Below are 18,402 nucleotides of genomic sequence, written 5' to 3' on the forward strand. Positions count from 1 at the left end.
GTTATTAGGAGCCGATGACCGCTAGGGGTCGGTTTAACTCTGTGGCGACCGGCAGCTATCGGGTATCGGAATTCAATGACAGCTTCCCGGCGATCAATCTGAAGAGCGGACGGTCGCCGAGCGACCCATTTTTGCCACTCGCGCTTCTCCAAAGCGGCCGGTCAGCCAAATTCAGTTTTGCGGACTGGAAGTCTTCAAAGCGGCCATTGGTGACCTCAACCAAACGGCCAAAAGCGGACATTGAGTTTTTACTTTGCACCCAAATATCTCAATGAACTGTCCCCGGAGTACCTATGTAGAAACTATTTTAAGCTATCCAAATATTCTTGAGGAACGAGTGCGTTCCCGTCTCGAAACTCTTCAACCAAATGGATGTTGTCAAAGTCATTAAAGTAATCCTTTGGGACATGCTCAAACACAATCATTTGAAAGGATTGCTTCATGTCGTTTAAAACGTTGCCTATAAATGTATCCATTAATTTAAACGCATCTATGATTTTTGCTCTGTCCGAGTGATGTAGTCTCGTCTCGGATACATTTTCTTCTTCGCCATAATATGGCCTGCTTGGTTGATCAATTAGTAAAAAAGAAGGGACATGTTTGTTGTTTTTAGTGAGCATTAACTCATGAAGCCCTAAAAACATAAATAAATGCTTAAACATATCATTTGAACTGCTCCCGGCGGCTTCAATATAAGTCGTTTTGGGTTTTCTGAAATCAATTTTTTTGTCTTTGTAATTAAAGACTGGTAAATAATTACCGTAATTCTCTAGAGATGTTTCAACTAATTTCATATACCCTTGAATAATTTCTTCTACAACCTTTATGCATAATTCTCTGCTTTCTGTAATATCAAGAACCTGAATTGAATTTATCTGCTCCTCAATTTCTTTTGTTGATTTTATTTCATCATAATCATTTTTAGGCTGATAAATATCGATTTTTGTTTTTGTTTGACCGAGAAAAATATACTTATCTCTATCGTCACCAAAGCTCTTAGCCTGCTTGGGCAAGCCCCTTGCTTCCTCTTCAAGTTCATTTATTAAACGCCTGCACGCGGCTATTTCATCAGAGGTTTTCCCGTCAATTGGTGTTCTTTTTCTATTGAGCTGCTTAATTCGCTGTAAGTCTTCCTCTAGCGACGTTATCAGAGTGTCAAAAATGGATGTTTTTACTATTTCGTCTTTATTTCTCCAGTATTCTACTGGTTTCAAACTGTCCTCTATAACATTTAGGCTAGACTTGTACTCATTGTATGCGGATTGAAATCTCATGAGATTTCTCACTTTTCTTTCCAGCAAATTTTTCTCTGATATTATTTCGTCAAACCTGTTTCCTTTTGTGTCATAAGCTTGGCTAATTCCATCATCAATGACAGACTTTAGGGATTCTATTGAGTCCGGTATATCATCGCCTTCATCAATAAGCCCATATTCTTTTGCTTCCATAGCGATGCTTTTAAGTTCGTCATGAAATTCGGATTTTTTTTCCGAAATTTGTTTATTCTTTTTTTCAATTTTCGCCAGTTCAGCTTGCAGAGATAGCACTTTCTCGCGCTTGAGAATGTTTTCGATTGTCTCAATTCCTACGGCCAGATCAAAAATTCGAGGAAGTGCCTCTCTGTATCTGCTGTCATTTTGCTTGTCAAAAAACACTTCGCTATGCTGAATTATGTCTCCCGAGATGGTGCAAAATAACATAAAATATCTTAATGAAATTTTACTATTGGCCTTTAAGGATCTGCCGCCAAATGGGATTGTTACATCTTTATCAATATTAAATTCAGTTTCCAGTATTTCTTTTAAGCTTCCCTCTGTCATGTTCGGTGATGGAAACTCCGGAATCTCACCAGTCGATGAAAAGTAATAATCACTTGATACGTTGGTTCTATTAGGTGCTTTTCTTGCGATAGTAAAATATTTGTCGTTAATTTTAAAATTAAGTCCGTACCAGACTACGTTCTCATTTATTTGGCTTTCGGCGATTTTGTGCTTTGATGCGAAAAGGCAGTAATCAACAATATGCAGAATTGCTGTTTTCCCAGTGTTTGACTCTCCGGTTATTACATTTACTTTGTTTTCTTCAAATTGTAGCTCTCTCCTATAGCCACTGTTGTCGTTCATCCAAAGGATTATTTTATGTATTGAATACTTCATAGCTCAATCCTTAAGTTCAAATATAGGCTTGACGCATCTTCGCTTAAAATCTTTGATAGATTATGAGAGGCTTTTGATGCTTTATCTGATCGAGTACCCATTAAACTCATATACTCAATTTTCTCCCTTGAAACGATATGTGAGTTCTCTATTGATACCACATCGACCTCAGAGAGAAATTGCAGTGCATTTAAAGATGTACCCAGATTGTCGTAGTATCGTTCATTAAAATTTGAAAAGCAGTGAAGCTTGTCTACGATCAACTTGTCTAGGCTTCTTACCTGAGTTTTTCCGTTGGCCAAATATGACAGCAGCTCTTTGTGTGCCAAGAAAGGCATTATTAACAATGCTTTCGTTAATTCGAGCTTTCCTGATTTTTCAACAACCATGGCAATTGCTAGTGAAGCAAAGGCCAAGTTATTTAAAGCCTCGGTTCTCACTTGTACTTTTCCTTCCAATCTTTAAGCCAGCCAATTACAGGTCTGTTTGATAGGCTATACAAGCTTCCATGGCTCATATCTGAGAGTAATTTTTGCCCTGAAATTGAAAGCGCCTTACTTCTCATTGCCTTCAGGATATTGTGGGCTATATCAATATATTCATCAGGATTGCGCTTCCCCCTATATGACGACCTATATTCCGTCTCCCACTGGCGAAAAATATCATCTTCAAATATTCCAATTTCTTCAGATGTCAGTTGGCCTTCGGCAACCCAATTAGACAAATTACTTTCTAACATGATCCTATAACGAGTATAATTTTGGATAATTTCCTGTTCGCTCAGGTTGATGTCTTCTATTTCTAAGAGCTGCTTAATAAACGTTTGTTCTTCTATTCGGTCAGGCAGCCCGCCTTCAAATTTTCGTATCTTGAGCTCAGGGTTATTTGCGATATCAAAGTATCTGCGAAACTTACGACTTCTTTCTTCAAAAGAATAAATAAGCTTTTTGTTATCAGAGAAGTTTTTAAATATATCCTGTCGTACAACTGAATCTAATTGATTGAATAGATTATCAATTGCTCTTGGGTTAACATCTTTTTCCTCAAGAGCTGTTTTACACTGATCAATTATGTTGGCAACATTCAGTTCGGATTTTATGTTGCGTAAGAACTCACTTAAGACAGATTCATCTAGGCTAATAACCAAGCCTATATGACTCTTTATTTCTTCTGACTTTGTAGATTTGTGTAACCCTTTGAGGTGGTTACTCATTTTTTCAAAATCGATTTGTCCGACCTGAAAATCAGAAATCTTTGATAAAAAGGTGTTGCTCGATGTGAATGACTTATTGCTTGCCAAAATAAAAGTGGTTTTTTGTACAAATTTTCTTTGATCAATCTGGCTTTCTCGACCATCATTTTTATCCGTTATAACAGCACTCCAGTTATACATCGTCTTCCAAAGGTCGGGGTCAAGCTCAGTTAAGTTGGCGGTAGTCCCATTAGATTTTTTTTGGATTGAGTGTTTGATTTGAATGAGAATTTGATGATCATTGTTAAGCTGGGTATGCACATCATCCAAAGCCTCAAATCCAATTGTTTCGCCTTTTTTGAGTATCAGCAGCTTGTACAAGAAATAGTAATATTGGAAATCAAATCCAACAATTGTCCCTGCGGCAGATGTTTTTTCAGTATGAGGCTTGCTCGTCACATTAAACTCTTTCTAATTTTCTTTAGCTCATCTTTATTGCAAATTTAGGCTATACGAACTGTGGTGATAGTTTACTTGGTTCAATGTCCGCTTTGGGTCGTTAGTGACACTTGGCGAATGTCAGGTATAAAGAAGCGTAAATTCATAGCCAAAAGGAAACAACAGCGTTGAAAGGACAAAATGCGATGGTTCAGAATTGCAATAAAACTGAATCAGAATAATCCGGAGCCGAAATCCTCAGCCCCTCCCCCATTAGCTATTGACCGCGTCTTTCAGGTTTTTTCCGGGTTTGAAACCAGGGATATTAGCGGCAGCAATGGTAATGGGGGTTCCGTTTTGTGATAGGGGTAGGGAAGGCTATTAACCTCCCCTCCCTCCGAACCGTGCGTGCGGTTTTCCCGCACACGGCTCTCCAGTCGAGAATTTCCTCATCGGGATTGACAAGCTATACGATGAGCCTCTTTCATGGTGAAAAGCCCAAGGTTAGCAAAATACGCATTTGGCATCAGTTGACTTAGGTGTATTGAACGTCCAAATCCTGATTGTCCGGTTCTTTGTTTATTTCTTAGGCTTCGCAAGCGCCGCCTTATGAATCGGTCAAGCTTTGGAAACGTCCATTCATGAGCGTGTTTAAAGTAGTTGAACCAGCCTATCAGCATCGCATTAAGGTCTTTTATAATCGTTGCCATGCTGTCACCACGTGTCCTTTTGGTCTTCCTTTTGATTTTGTCTTTTAACGCTTTTAGGCTTTTCTTTCTGACCCAGCGCTTACCCGCCTCAAACCTATAACCCAAAAACTCAAAGCCTTGACCTTCTTCCAAGCAATCACCCACATGGGTTTTGTCTGGGTGCAAGGCCAAACCCTTAGCATTGACCCATTGCTGAATCAACACCAGAGCACTGTGAGCTTCTTCCTGGCTTTGACAGAGAATCACAAAATCATCTGCGTATCTGAGCATCGTGTAACCGGCTTGCGCCATCCGTTGGTCTAATGAATGCAAATACAGGTTAGCCAACAACGGACTAATCACGCCATAGACACAAAAGAGAACTTTGAGTTTGAACGGCAAATTTCATTCTGCCGTTCAAATTCATTGATTGACATGAGACGTAAAAGGTAATAAATATATGACTCATGATGCGATCCTCAAACACCGACAAAACTCACCGGTTGAATGCCGCATTCGACTTGCTGGCAAAGGGTTACACCTTGGCCGAAGCCGCCGAAACCTTGACACAACAATTTGGTTTATCTCGTCGGCAGGCTTACCGATATCTGCAGGATGCTCAAAAAATCGATGCGCCAGTATTGGTCGCTTCCCCCTCTATCCCAATCACGATCAAAATATCTGCAGATGTTGTGAGCCGACTTCGGTCATACGCACAAACCAGCGGCATGTCGATAGGCGAGATTGTGGCGCAGGCCGTCACCAGCTTTCTCGACAAGTTGCACCGCCATGGCTAATCGCCCTCGGCGAAGTCATGATATTGAATTGGAATATACTTTTGATCGTCTGCAAGCCACCAAGCTGGAGCAAGCATTTGCCATTCTGGTTCCTAACCGGGAACGCCGTATTGATGAATCCACAGGACTAAAAGGGGAAAGCCATGAAAATAGCCGCCATTTATGCCCGCGTCTCTTCGGATCAGCAGAAGGAGGAGAAGACCATAGCCAGTCAGACTGCGGCGCTGATAGAGTTTGCCCAGCAAGAAAATTACCAAGTACCGGATGAATGGATTTTCGAAGATGAAGGTTATAGTGGGGCCAATTTAATCAGGCCAGGGCTTGAACGAATCCGGGATTTAGCCGCAGAAGGTCAAATTCAATCGGTTCTGGCACTATCCCCAGATCGATTGAGCCGCAAATACGCTTACCAGGTTTTACTGACTGAAGAACTGGCCCGGCATGGTGTCGAGATGGTGTTCATCAAATCGCCGCACTCAGGCACCCCGGAAGATCAATTGCTGATTCAGTTTCAGGGCATGATTGCCGAATACGAGCGGGCGCAAATTCTGGAACGCTCACGGCGTGGTAAACGGCATCGGGCAAAACAAGGTGAAGTCAGCGTCTTGAGTGGCGCGCCCTTTGGTTATCGATATATTCGCAAAACCGATGAAGCTGCAGCCTACTATGAAATTATCGAAAGCGAAGTGGAGGTCGTGCGCAAGGTCTTCAACTTATATACGGTGGAAGGACTGAGTATTGGCGCGATTACCCGCCAGTTGACCGATTTAAGCGTGCCCACCCGGAAACAAAAGCCTCGTTGGGAGCGTTCCGTGATCTGGGCAATACTGCGTAATCCGGCCTACCAAGGTCGCGCTTGTTTTGGCAAAACCGCTATAACGGCACGTCAACGTATTACCCGGCCACTGCGGTTGCGCGGCGGCCTATCGTCTTGTAATACTGCTAGCCATGAACGACCACCTAGCGAATGGATAGAAATTCCGGTACCCGCTTTGGTGAGTGAAGACACGTTCGCTTTAGCGCAGGAAAAGCTGGCCAATAACAAACTGCAAAGTTTACGACGTACCATCAAGCCTAGTATTCTCCAGGGGCTGGTGCATTGTCGCCAGTGCAGCTATGCTCTCTATCGAAATTCGTCACGCTCATCGGCACGTAAAATCTACTACTACCGTTGTACAGGTTCTGACGCTTATCGTCATGGCGGGAAAGCCCTTTGCGATGAAAAACCCATTCGTCAGGATTTACTGGATCAACTGGTTTGGGACGAAATTCTCCGGCTGCTGGAGGATCCAACACTCATTCAAAATGAATTAAATCGCCGACTGGAAGCCGCTCGCGATGCCAGTCCAACCAAGCGCCGACTGGAAACGCTTAACCGCGATTTGATTCGCGTACGCAAAAGCATTGATCGATTACTGACGGCCTACCAGGAAGAGTTACTATCGCTTGAGGAGCTTCGTGTCAGAATGCCGCCTTTACGACAACGCGAACAAGCGATGCAGGCAGAATTTCAGGCCATCAATAGCCAAACGGCGGATCGGGCAGCGTATTTACGCTTAGCCGAAACCCTCACAGCCTTTCTGGATCGCTTGCGCTCAAATGCCGATACCCTTGACATTGGTCAGCGCCAGAAAATTATGCGGTTGCTGGTTAAAGAGGTCATTGTGGGAAAGGGTTTGATTACGATCAAGCATTCCATATCGGTACAAACTACGCCGGCAGGCGGAAATCCGCAAACCTCTAAATCGCCTGCCCAGCAAAATGCGATGCTGATCGATAAAAGTTCTCTTTTGTGTAAGGGGCGTGATGACCGCCCCTTGGGGCCTGCCCGCGTCGGGTGTCCAGCGTTCCAGTCCAGCCATGATGTCTTGTTTCAAATACGCGTGTATCAGTTGCAGAACTTTACCATCGCTAATGAGCTTTTCAACTTCAGCCATTAGCGGGGCATGAGGGATGGTATCGAAGAAACTTTTCATATCCGCATCCACACTACCCAGGTTTGCCCTGCTTTCAGGCCTTTATGGACTCTCCTTAGCGCATCTTTACAGCCTCTTTGTGGCCTGAATCCGTAACTGTGTTCGACAAACTCGTTCTCGAAAATGGGTTCAATCATCATTTTCAGAGCTGTTTGCACAATTCGGTCTTTAACTGCTGGAATTCCAAGTGGTCGCTCGCCACCTCCTGCTTTTGGGATAAACACCCGTTTGACCGGAAGGGGTTGATAACTACCCGCCTTTAACGCTTGTTGTAGCTCTTGCAAATAATGCTCCTGCTTCAGTGCAAAACGTTCCACACTCATCCCGTCTACACCATGGCTGCCCTTGTTTCTTTGCACTTGTTGCCAAGCCGCTTGTAGCGTTGCCATCGCATAGACTTTATCCATCAAACTAAACCATTTGCCGCCTTTTACGCCGTTTTCCAGCGCTGTCAACATAGGTTTCGTCCATAGTGATGCTTCTACCCACGACCAACGGTCGTAGCTGTCTGTTTCTTGTTTAGTTGTTGCCAACACTGACGAAATAGCTTGTCTCAGCTGCATTCTATGTAGTCCTCCTCTTTCTCTTCCTGCCCCCCTTCGCTCGTCACGGCTTTGCTTACCGTGATTTCTTCAGTCTATTGGACGTGTAACAGAGAGGCGTTTCACACAACGTCTTGTTGTTGGAGATTTCTTTTCCGCTTCTCCAGGGAGCGACTTCATTTTCTCTCTGTCAATCTACTGAGTCACTACTATGAGGGCTCTGACTCCTGCCACCGTCACCTCAGCGGCAGGTCTCCCCACTTACTTCAACTTACCTTCCTGACATTCCGCTCCCAACCACTTGGTAGGCCCAGTTATCGTTTCATTCGCCATGTCAACGTAACTGATGATTTTCAGGCTTCGTCATGGAACCGCAGACTCGCCGCCTTGCCCTGCCGAATCGGATTCGTTATCCTACGGACTGCCTTTTCGCTTCCAGTTGCTCTCCACCCCACTTCGCAATGACGCAGTTACTTTCAGCTACGGCGTTATGGCTTACGCCGACAGGGACTTCCACCCTGTTAATAAGTTGCCCTCGTGGGCGCACGATTCCGACCGGTCCGTTCGGCGCGGGCTTTGACTTCAAAACTGCCAAATCCGACCAAGGTGACGGAATCCCTTCTTTCAAGGTCGTTTGAATGGTGTTGAGCAAGCCATGCAATGCCCGCGCTGAATCTGCTTTGGTCAATTGGGCCTGTTGAGCGATGACGTCGATGAATTCGGATTTATTCATAGATAGGTTGCTGAGTATTAATGAAAAGAATGAGTGATATTTTCGAAGGCACTGTTCGCATTAATCGTGACTGTAATATCCGGCGCCATCAAGCGGTCTACAACCGTTGATTTTGCTCATAATAAAGCCGGTAGCGTGTGTACAGGGGTTTCGGTTCTAGCTGATAAGTGCGCTTTGTTTTTCAGTAAAGAACACAACATGAAGCTCGAACTACCTGATATCTACGAGGTTCTGCGTACCAAGAAAGTAATGATTCTCAATGTTGAAACCGATGTGAGCCAAGAGATTTCCGGTATCGCAGTGCTGATTGCCGAGCCGATTATAAAAGAAATCTACCGGTGTTGGGATAACGCCAAAAACATGCGTGTCTTTGTTGCAGGGGGTGGTGCGCCTTACTTTATTGGAGCGATTCGCAACTCAATTCCTCATGCTGAACTCATGGATGATAACTTTTTTGCGGTAGCCAGGGGTATACATCTTTAGCTGAAAGCGAAATCAGGTGCCTAACCAGGTAATCCATTATGGATAAAAAAAGACAGATCAAGCTGACGCTCAATGAATTACCTGATTAGCAAGATGTTTCAGCTAAATCCAAAAGCGCCCGTCATGCCCGTCGGGAAACGGGCATCCAGTGCCATGGATGGTAAGCTCCGAGCTATACATGTGACCTGGATTCGCTAACGCGGTCTGACGGCTCCGGCAATCCCTGCCGGAATGACGCGTCCGAATATATAGCTGAAACATCTTTATAATCAGGATGAATTAAACCCCAATCATGAAATTATTATTGATTGGCTGGACTCATTAACTTCAGATGGACGGGGAAGGCAGACAGCTATCCACCTTGAAAAAGCGATGCTCGCGTATATCGGACAGCTCAATGCGCCGAGGGTACCCAGGCAAAAGACCGAAAGAAGTCGGGCAGACTCGCCAATCAAGACACGGAAAACCGTGGAAAAGAAGGTTAGGGTTGAGCCAGTGAGTACGGGTGTTGTTTATGAGGAAAACGCGCCCAAGGCCCTGAATAGGGAGGTTTCAAGTAGCGCCTTGAGGTTGATTGGTAACTCGGATTTTGATTGATCGGTGTTGGATTAGGTGTCAATTTAGGTATCATAATAGGTACTAAATTAGGTATCAAATTAGGTACTATAATAGGTATCATAATAGTACCTATATTTCCAGGTTGATTCTGGTCAGTAACAAAACGTTACTGACGCATGTTACTGACGCGCGTTACTGACGCGTTTTTTTTAGTCAGTAACATACATATAGGAGATCAACTTTTCAGCTTTCACAAGGCCCCTCAAATGTAGGGCTTTTTAAGGGTCTCATTTAACGTTTTGACACGCGAGTTTTACATGATTTTTATACCTAAAAAACACTTGTTTTTTATACCCAAAAAATACCTGTTATTGATAGCCTGTTTTTTATCTCTTTTTGGTTGTGCTCAAAAAGAGATAGTTGTTCAGAAGGAGAGTGTATTGATGGAATCGTGAAGCCAGAATCTTGGACCACTATTAAGCCAGCCAAGAGTAGACCGAAGAATAGTTTCTAACAATGATCCCTGAACACTGCTTTCCCGATACTGACATTAACCGGCAAGGCGCTGATCAATTAACTCTCATTTTCTTTACCAGAACTCAATATCCGGTTAACCCCGCCCGTAAACAACAGCACATCCTCGGGAAAAAACTGGCGACCCAATGTTTTGACCGTCAATTGTTCGGGTAAACGATAACAGCGAATATCATCCTCAACCGGCTCAATCAATTCTTCCATGTGTGCCAGCAATCGTAACAAGGACCTGCGCTTTAACACCACAGTAAAAACGGAATACTGAACCGGCAAACCCTTTCGCTTCAATGTTCGATGCACTTTCGACAAGCGCCTGGGGTTGGCAATGTCATAGGCAATAAGATATAAACCGAGTTGACTGTCGGCCATTAGCAGACCGATAGCAAAAATTGATGCAACTTGCTGATCGTGCTTCGGAACAGCAAATAAAACCGGTCGGTTCGCTGCTCAAACAAAATGGCCACAGCACCCAGCGCTTTAGTATTATTGCCCTCTGAACCGGACAACAGCGATGGATAACAATCCCACAGTAACAGCTTACTTAAATCCTTCGCCAAATCTAATTCACCTGACAGCAAAGCGTCATCGTCATGGCTAAAGCCGCACTCCGGCAGCCAATTCAATAATTCACTGTGCAGCAAGCCCTGAAGCAAATTGGCCTTGTAGCGCCCTTCATCCGATAAACTTAAGGTCAACTGCCGTTGCAAATCATTGATCGACACTTCCCGCCAGTCTTTGATTCCCATTCTGCGCGCAAAACTGCGAGCGGCCAGCTTTTCCATGGATAAATACCAATTTTCATACCTTTGTAAGCCATCGGCGCGGGCCAGCAAATCGACCAACCGCTGGGTTAGCGATTGCCGGGTACTACCTCGGCCCAACCAGCGCGCCCTCACCTCTCCGTTCTTTTCCAGAAAAATCAGATACACTCCGGCATCGGCACAGGCCAGTAACGCCGACATTGACCAATCCACCACACCGTTGCAAACCACCCGCGAAATACGGGATAACGGAAACAATTGATCAGCTTTATCCGGCACCATTACGCGTAATGCCGGATCATCCAGCACGACCCGGCAACCGGGTGAACCGTCAATATAAAGAGGCCGCATGTATCCTCCGGAAAATTAAATGATGACTCAGGACAGCGCGTTAATTACCTAAAATTGATAGCAAAACTCTTAACCCGCCTGTTTGCAATCAGCAATAAACCGCTTACCCAGCGCATACCCATAACGCCGTAAAAGCCGCCGGGAAGCGCCGGCTTGTGATTCGTAAAAAGCATAAAAGCATTGTCGGCCTGTTTTATTCATCAAACACCGGCCATTATCATCACTGAAATGCTCTACTCTTAACTGACGCTCCTTAAACAGCTGCCACACCCATCGATCCATCACGGGCCGCAACGGCTCCATCAAATCACAAGCCAGGGACTCCCGGCCAAAACTCAGATCATGATAAAACCCTAGCATCGAATCCAAGCCGACCAAATGACAGGCGCGCACCGCATCGTAATGCAGCAAGGTATAGCCCAACGACAAACAGGCATTGACCGGATCGGGCGGTGGACGCTTTTTACGTCCGGTAAACTGGAGAGAGTCGGCAAACAAATGCGTAAAACCACCAAAATAGGCCGCAGCCGCCGCTCCCTCAAAACCACGGAGACTGCTCAGCGACACATCAACGGTATCGTCACGCAATTGATCGATAATGCCATCCAAGGTGTGTAACGCACCGGTTAACGGGTAACGCAAATCGGCTCTGGCCGCCAACGCATCGCGAAGTAAACGCTGCTGGGCGCGAATTTTGATCAGCACCAGCCAACGCGCTAACGCTGTTCTCAGGCCTTCATCCAGACTGGTCTGATACTGACCTAAGCGCCGCCGGGCATCACTGTGCGAATGTGCAGCCAGCATCGCCGTCGCCTCGGTATTGCGACCAGACAAAACCAACAAGCCGATATGACGTTCCGTTAACGCGCCCAACACCCGGCTCTCCAACTGCACATTCCCCCGTAACACCACACGCTCAAGCAAATGCAGCGGCACGGTGCCTTTTTTGACATTATCCTCATACAATGCCAGCGCTTGACCATCCAGCTTGACTGACAAGTTTTTTCTATCCAGAAACAAACTACTCATCTCACCCCACATAATAAAAAGAACCGTCCTGAGGTAGAACCGATTTACCCAATGTCCGTATGTGCTTAACGCCAGCCAGCTTGAGTAAAATAAAGCGATCCTCATCAGGATCTATGACCAGACTGATGTCCTCAAGCAATTGGGCTTTTTCTGTCGCCGTTAAAAAACACTCAAACACTGATTTTTGACCACCCGAGGCATAACTGCGCAACACAAACAGTGCCCTGCGCAAACGGCGGTTACAGGAAATATCGTAAGCGGCTAAATACAGCTGTCGTTGTGTCATGGCTAAACAATACCCCAGGCAATCCGGCCTGAAAGCATTGGCAAGCTTGTGAAGGAAATGGAAGCGTCAGATCGCGCCTATCGATTTGACCGTGATCGGGACGAGCGCATTGAAGTGTCGGGTGTTACAGCTCAAAATACCGAGGTAATTGTGCCGGCAAGTCTTTAATGCCGACTTGCTTGGTTTCGGCCAGCAGCATGGGGATAAATTGAGCTTCCAGCCACTCTGACAATTGCTGCCAGTTGTGTTGTTGTACCGGATCATAACCGTGCGCCAGAATCGATTGATTGCGGCTTTTGATCTGATTCAAGAGGGTTTTTTCTTCCTCACGAATAAACGCAGCCGCAGGACCTTGGGTTTTATGCTTGATCAACTGCCACGCGGCAAATAACCCAGCCTGATACCGTTTGTCCCGATTGTGGGTCAGTTCAACCGCCTCCGGAATGTCGTTTTCTTTGATATCACTGGTATCAATCCCGCATTGTAATTTCAACACCCATTGCGCCGTCCATTCGATAAGCCGGTAGATCCTGGCGACGGCATCGTCATATCGACCTTGCGCAGCGCGGCGTTGAGCGTTCAAATACAAATCAAACAACTGCGCGGCCTCACGTTTTTCCGGACGGTTATCGCGTAAACGCAGGACGGTAGGCAGATGGACTTTAAGTGCCTGCGGCAAACTGGGCGCATAGTTTTGCAACAGGTCGACCGCCGTTTGATGATTAAAATTATCCCATTCAGCAAAGGCGCGGCTTAAATCGCGAAACCGTGTGTACTGGCCACGAAGTTGGGCATTACTCGGCGCAGTGATGGCTTTGAGCCCCGCCTCCGCTTCACTGTACGCAAACCGACCCCAAGCTTGCCGATAAGGTGCAATCAGACGCTCGAAACGGATTTTTTCGATATTCGCGGTAGCGGTAAATTGCGAACCGTCATGGACTTTGATCAAATCGGCACGGCTGCCGGTAACCAGTTGTAACTGGATGTCCTGACGTTCCATCGCCGCCATGATCAAACCCGCGCTCATGGATTTGGTTCCACCGGTATAGTCTGCTGCGATGATGGCATCAGGAAAACGCCCCACCAAACGCTCAAGTGCCTGGCAACAATCCGCATAAATACGGTCCAGATCATCGGATAAAGTCAGACAAACCTCAAATTGATCCGGTTTCAAACCGGCTTGACTCGGGATATTGGGCAGGCTGGGTTTTTCGTCCTGATTCGAAGCCTTGATACAATTACCGATGCCTGTAATTTGTTGATTGGAGCCGGGGCGCCCCGTCGCAGGATCTTTATCGGTGCAGATGAACAAAACAAAGTCCGGCCTTAAATCTTTGATAGCGGTGACTATGGGTTGATGGCTTCCGCCAACGGTGCAAATCAGGATAGAGGTCATATTATTTGTCAATGAGTGAAATGGGCTTTAACTTTACCTGGCCCAACGCCGCCCGTCTTTAAGTAATAGCAAAAGCTGTTGCTCTTGTAATGGCGAGGGGATAAATCCAAAGCGCCTGTAAAAACGGGCGGCCTCGGCATCAATCGGGTGCGTCAGCATTGGCCGAATACCTGCTTGGCATGACGAGTCAACCACTCGTTAAGCGCTGGTTTGCCACAATCAAAACATCAAAAGGGTGCGATGCCCCAAGGGACTCAGGGCGAGAGTAATTCATGAATCATCCCATGGAGCGGTTCGGGAAAATAACTCAGTTAAGCCCTTACTTTCTTCACTGGGCCCATCCAAAAAATTTAAAAAATCTTGATATTGATTGCCTAACACCGTAAACAATCGTTGGTCGAGTAAGGTTTGCTCAGCTGCTTGACAGGCGCTATCTAGAATAAAGTCGGTTAAAGACTTATGCGCGACCTCGGCTGCTCGACGTAATAGCGCTTCTTGCTCGGGTGTAGCGCGAAGGCCCAATCTTGCAGTTCGGGTTACAACAGTAGCTGTAGTCGTCATAAATGCCTCTAAGGAATTTGCGGACCTAAATTATTTGGTGGTACAACCGACACACGCAACTTTCTCGCCTCTGATCACTTTTTGCAAGTGAATTATTCCAAAATTCAGCCTTTGGAAAAAACTAGGTTTGCATCCGTCATTTCAAGAACATCAACGCCGTCATTCCGGCAGGGATCACCGGAACCAAGGTCACAGGGATGTGAAAGTCCAACCCCTTCCATGGCTTCAGGACCCCGGCAATCCATGCCGGGGCGACGCCAACTTTTAATGCCATCACAGTCATTTTTAAACATATCCCCCTCAATCTCCCTTTCTCAAAAAGGGGGGGACAATTTATAGGATGTGCCGACGATAGGAGGCGCATCGATCGCGATTGATGCGCTTCGTACCTCAGCACATCCTATATCTTAGATATCCTACCCTGTTTATTTATATAGCCTCACAAGTTAATCGGTATGTCTGCACGCACTTCTTAATCCCTTCTTGTTAAGGTCTCTGATTTATATTTGAAAAAAGGTTATGTCCGCGTTATTAGTTGAAAGTAAATCAACACCGTCATTCCGGCAGGGATTGCCGGAACCCAGGTCACAGGGATGTGAGAGCCCAACGCCTTCCATGGCTTCTGGACCCCGGCAATCCATGCCGGGGCGACGCCCACTTTTAATGCCATCACAGTCATTTTTAAACATATCCCCCTCAATCTCCCATTCTAAAAAAGGGGGGGACAATTTATAGGATGTGCCGACGATAGGAGGCGCATCCATCGCGATTGATGCGCTTCGTACCTCAGCACATCCTATATCTGAGAATCCTACCCTGTTTATTTATATAGCCTCACAAGTTAATGGGTATGTCTGGACGCACTTCTTAATCCCTTCTTATTAAGGTCTCTTATTTATATGCGTTCTAATACAGACTTAACCGCACTCAGTGCGTCTTAATCCCTTCTTATTAAGGTCTTTTATTTATATTTGCTGAGCTGCACAATTCAAACGTCAAAACTGAGTCTTAATCCCTTCTTATTAAGGTCTTTTATTTATATAGTCTGCAATGGTTGACGCCCTTTGCGGTAAATCGCGTCTTAATCCCTTCTTATTAAGGTCTCTTATTTATATAAGAATTCTCTTCAGGTACAGATAGAGGTACTGGTCTTAATCCCTTCTTATTAAGGTCTCTTATTTATATAAAGAACACCAAACTTATTAAATCATTTATTATCGTCTTAATCCCTTCTTATTAAGGTCTCTTATTTATATTTAGAATCTATAAGCCTACTAGTATCAATAATATCGTCTTAATCCCTTCTTATTAAGGTCTCTTATTTATATTAATCCTTTTGCTCACCTTACACCTACAACTGTGGTCTTAATCCCTTCTTATTAAGGTCTCTTATTTATATAGGGGCTAGATGGGGAAGTTAAAGTTGAAGTGTCTTAATCCCTTCTTATTAAGGTCTCTTATTTATATAGCGTATATGAACTGGCAGTTGATCAACAATGCGGTCTTAATCCCTTCTTATTAAGGTCTCTTATTTATATAGGATGCGCCAGCCTGGAGAACAACATGAGAAGGTCTTAATCCCTTCTTATTAAGGTCTCTTATTTATATATCGCATCGTCACGCGCATTGTCGCCAGTATTTGAGTCTTAATCCCTTCTTATTAAGGTCTCTTATTTATATGGTTAAACAATGAGCACTAAAAGAAACGAATTCGTCTTAATCCCTTCTTATTAAGGTCTCTTATTTATATTTGAATACTTTTGCGACTATGTATCGCGAAGTGGTGTCTTAATCCCTTCTTATTAAGGTCTCTTATTTATATGTAGTAATTGACGCCGTAGCCGCTACTCTTTAACAGTCTTAATCCCTTCTTATTAAGGTCTCTTATTTATATAAAAGATATGTTACAGAATTGGGTTTTAATATAGAGTCTTAATCCCTTCTTATTAAGGTCTCTTATTTATATTTTCCCATATCAACCCATCACACGCCACCGTCATGTCTTAATCCCTTCTTATTAAGGTCTCTTATTTATATCAATAAAAAAGGCAACGTACCGGCTGAGCAGGAGGTCTTAATCCCTTCTTATTAAGGTCTCTTATTTATATATTCTTACATTTGCTAGTTTACCCACCAGTGAAGAGTCTTAATCCCTTCTTATTAAGGTCTCTTATTTATATGGGGCATTAGACTATGACTACCCCATTGCCTTCAGTCTTAATCCCTTCTTATTAAGGTCTCTTATTTATATAAAAGAGGGTTTACCATGTCAACAATACTAAAAGTGTCTTAATCCCTTCTTATTAAGGTCTCTTATTTATATCTTAGCGCCTTTATCGGTGTAACAACTATAGTTGGTCTTAATCCCTTCTTATTAAGGTCTCTTATTTATATATGTACACTTTGAATCTTACCCAACACGTTGCTGTCTTAATCCCTTCTTATTAAGGTCTCTTATTTATATACTAAAAAAGATATTGAATCAATGGGTTTTTCAAAGTCTTAATCCCTTCTTATTAAGGTCTCTTATTTATATAATTACAGAATGACGGTCTATACAACATTGTGCTGTCTTAATCCCTTCTTATTAAGGTCTCTTATTTATATAAGAGGATGAAATATCATGAACAATTTATACGTCTTAATCCCTTCTTATTAAGGTCTCTTATTTATATCATATATGCCATTGAGCCTGCAGTTCAAACTGCGTCTTAATCCCTTCTTATTAAGGTCTCTTATTTATATGAACTTAAAAGAGTACGCTAGTACTTTAACGATAGAGTCTTAATCCCTTCTTATTAAGGTCTCTTATTTATATCCCACCGACGTTTTATGAAGCTACTATCTACCGGAGCGAGTCTTAATCCCTTCTTATTAAGGTCTCTTATTTATATTTGCTTGATAATCGTCAGTCATTACTTGACCAGTTGTCTTAATCCCTTCTTATTAAGGTCTCTTATTTATATTAAAAAATTGCTTGATAATCGTCAGTCATTGTTGTCTTAATCCCTTCTTATTAAGGTCTCTTATTTATATTCAAAAGTTAAGTACCATATGGCATTAAATGAGTCTTAATCCCTTCTTATTAAGGTCTCTTATTTATATGTAATCACGGTGAAGGAACACCGATTGATGGATAGTCTTAATCCCTTCTTATTAAGGTCTCTTATTTATATAATTATATCTGTAGATAGATTGTCATTCTATAGAGTCTTAATCCCTTCTTATTAAGGTCTCTTATTTATATAATCCAGGCGGTTTAAATGAAAAACTTTTTTCTTGTCTTAATCCCTTCTTATTAAGGTCTCTTATTTATATTTAAAGACATAGTTTTAACCGCTATTGCAAAAAAAGTCTTAATCCCTTCTTATTAAGGTCTCTTATTTATATTTGATTTTGAGATTGTTTATGTATGCAGGGTAACGTCTTAATCCCTTCTTATTAAGGTCTCTTATTTATATCGTTTCATAAGAAAGCCGCAAACAAAGATAATTCGTCTTAATCCCTTCTTATTAAGGTCTCTTATTTATATCAAAAAAGCATTAATGCTAAATGCTAATGCTGTCTTAATCCCTTCTTATTAAGGTCTCTTATTTATATAAACAAAGTGAAGAAAAGAGTATCGAGTTTCTCGTCTTAATCCCTTCTTATTAAGGTCTCTTATTTATATTTAAAAAGCGGTTATACTTTAGAAACTATCGAGTCTTAATCCCTTCTTATTAAGGTCTCTTATTTATATTCAATAGCAATAATGTAATGTAATTAATTAACATTGTCTTAATCCCTTCTTATTAAGGTCTCTTATTTATATACGTATCATGAGAAAGTTTAACAAAGTAGTAACGTCTTAATCCCTTCTTATTAAGGTCTCTTATTTATATAAAACTGGTCGAAAAACTACGCGAAAAAAACAGAAGTCT

16 protein-coding genes, 1 pseudogene and 1 CRISPR repeat array (1 of these 18 only partly in view) are annotated in these 18,402 nt (G+C 43.3%); of the genes and pseudogenes, 3 read left to right on the forward strand and 14 right to left on the reverse strand.

Annotation, left to right across the window (positions count from 1 at the left end):
• Positions 1–302 precede the first annotated feature (302 nt).
• The 5 genes and pseudogenes from GO003_RS18650 to GO003_RS18665 form a co-directional block, all read right to left on the reverse strand.
• Positions 303–2,156: a DUF3732 domain-containing protein gene (locus tag GO003_RS18650; protein ID WP_159658291.1), complete on the reverse strand. Its 1,854-nt coding sequence runs from the start codon at positions 2,154–2,156 to the stop codon at positions 303–305.
• Complete coding sequence (locus GO003_RS18655) at positions 2,153–2,596, reverse strand: three component ABC system middle component (protein WP_159658292.1); 444 nt, start codon at positions 2,594–2,596, stop codon at positions 2,153–2,155. The genes GO003_RS18650 and GO003_RS18655 overlap by 4 nt, the downstream gene beginning before the upstream one ends.
• A complete protein-coding gene (locus GO003_RS18660) occupies positions 2,593–3,807 on the reverse strand; it encodes an ABC-three component system protein (RefSeq protein WP_159658293.1) in 1,215 nt (404 codons plus the stop codon). Before GO003_RS18660 ends, GO003_RS18655 begins: the two co-directional genes overlap by 4 nt.
• Positions 3,808–4,059: 252 nt before the next feature.
• A pseudogene (locus GO003_RS26265) lies at positions 4,060–4,134 on the reverse strand (DNA-binding protein HU); the annotation flags it as partial.
• A 101-nt stretch (positions 4,135–4,235) separates the two neighbouring features.
• Complete coding sequence (locus GO003_RS18665; RefSeq protein WP_231089079.1) at positions 4,236–4,877, reverse strand: reverse transcriptase domain-containing protein; 642 nt, start codon at positions 4,875–4,877, stop codon at positions 4,236–4,238.
• A 65-nt stretch (positions 4,878–4,942) separates the two neighbouring features.
• On the opposite strand from GO003_RS18665, the gene GO003_RS18670 reads away from it, so the two are divergent.
• Positions 4,943–5,272 (forward strand): ribbon-helix-helix protein, CopG family, encoded by a 330-nt coding sequence (locus tag GO003_RS18670; protein WP_159659468.1) that lies wholly within the window; start codon positions 4,943–4,945, stop codon positions 5,270–5,272.
• 143 nt (positions 5,273–5,415) lie between these two features.
• Positions 5,416–7,212, forward strand: a complete 1,797-nt coding sequence (locus GO003_RS18675) for a recombinase family protein (protein WP_159659467.1) — start codon at positions 5,416–5,418, stop codon at positions 7,210–7,212.
• 32 nt (positions 7,213–7,244) lie between these two features.
• Here the strand turns inward: GO003_RS18675 and GO003_RS18680 are convergent, their stop codons facing one another.
• Together GO003_RS18680 and GO003_RS26430 are read right to left on the reverse strand one after the other, a co-directional pair.
• Positions 7,245–7,811: a reverse transcriptase domain-containing protein gene (locus tag GO003_RS18680; RefSeq protein WP_231089080.1), complete on the reverse strand. Its 567-nt coding sequence runs from the start codon at positions 7,809–7,811 to the stop codon at positions 7,245–7,247.
• A 388-nt stretch (positions 7,812–8,199) separates the two neighbouring features.
• Entirely contained in the window at positions 8,200–8,523 is a 324-nt protein-coding gene (locus GO003_RS26430) for an HU family DNA-binding protein (protein WP_456238218.1), read from the reverse strand.
• A 66-nt stretch (positions 8,524–8,589) separates the two neighbouring features.
• Here GO003_RS26430 and GO003_RS18690 point away from each other — a divergent pair, with 66 nt between their 5' ends.
• The gene (locus GO003_RS18690; protein ID WP_231089081.1) at positions 8,590–9,006 is read left to right on the forward strand and encodes an acetate and sugar kinases/Hsc70/actin family protein; all 417 of its coding nucleotides are present in this window, start codon (positions 8,590–8,592) and stop codon (positions 9,004–9,006) included.
• A gap of 1,131 nt (positions 9,007–10,137) precedes the next feature.
• Here the strand turns inward: GO003_RS18690 and cas2 (GO003_RS18695) are convergent.
• From cas2 (GO003_RS18695) to GO003_RS18725, 7 genes are all read right to left on the reverse strand, one after another.
• A complete protein-coding gene (gene cas2, locus GO003_RS18695; protein ID WP_159659272.1) occupies positions 10,138–10,467 on the reverse strand; it encodes a CRISPR-associated endonuclease Cas2 in 330 nt (109 codons plus the stop codon).
• Complete coding sequence (locus GO003_RS18700) at positions 10,467–11,210, reverse strand: CRISPR-associated endonuclease Cas1 (RefSeq protein WP_159659271.1); 744 nt, start codon at positions 11,208–11,210, stop codon at positions 10,467–10,469. The genes cas2 (GO003_RS18695) and GO003_RS18700 overlap by 1 nt, the downstream gene beginning before the upstream one ends.
• 69 nt (positions 11,211–11,279) lie before the next feature.
• Positions 11,280–12,239, reverse strand: coding sequence for a CRISPR-associated endonuclease Cas1 (gene cas1 / locus GO003_RS18705; protein ID WP_159659270.1), 960 nt, complete (start codon positions 12,237–12,239; stop codon positions 11,280–11,282).
• Position 12,240: 1 nt separating this feature from the next.
• The gene (cas2, locus tag GO003_RS18710; RefSeq protein WP_159659269.1) at positions 12,241–12,525 is read right to left on the reverse strand and encodes a CRISPR-associated endonuclease Cas2; all 285 of its coding nucleotides are present in this window, start codon (positions 12,523–12,525) and stop codon (positions 12,241–12,243) included.
• Between the two features lie 124 nt (positions 12,526–12,649).
• Positions 12,650–13,921 carry a TIGR02710 family CRISPR-associated CARF protein gene (locus tag GO003_RS18715; protein ID WP_159659268.1) on the reverse strand — a complete coding sequence of 424 codons (1,272 nt, stop codon included), beginning with the start codon at positions 13,919–13,921 and terminating at the stop codon, positions 12,650–12,652.
• A 270-nt stretch (positions 13,922–14,191) separates the two neighbouring features.
• On the reverse strand, positions 14,192–14,482 hold the full coding sequence (locus GO003_RS18720) for a type II toxin-antitoxin system TacA family antitoxin (RefSeq protein ID WP_159659267.1): 291 nt from the start codon (positions 14,480–14,482) through the stop codon (positions 14,192–14,194).
• A 104-nt stretch (positions 14,483–14,586) separates the two neighbouring features.
• Entirely contained in the window at positions 14,587–14,775 is a 189-nt protein-coding gene (locus GO003_RS18725) for a hypothetical protein (RefSeq protein WP_159659266.1), read from the reverse strand.
• Positions 14,776–15,346: 571 nt separating this feature from the next.
• A CRISPR array of direct repeats spans positions 15,347–18,402; the repeat unit is 37 nt; unit sequence GTCTTAATCCCTTCTTATTAAGGTCTCTTATTTATAT; it runs 33 nt beyond the window's last position.

Source organism: Methylicorpusculum oleiharenae (genome assembly GCF_009828925.2).
Taxonomy (GTDB): Bacteria; Pseudomonadota; Gammaproteobacteria; order Methylococcales; family Methylomonadaceae; genus Methylicorpusculum; species Methylicorpusculum oleiharenae.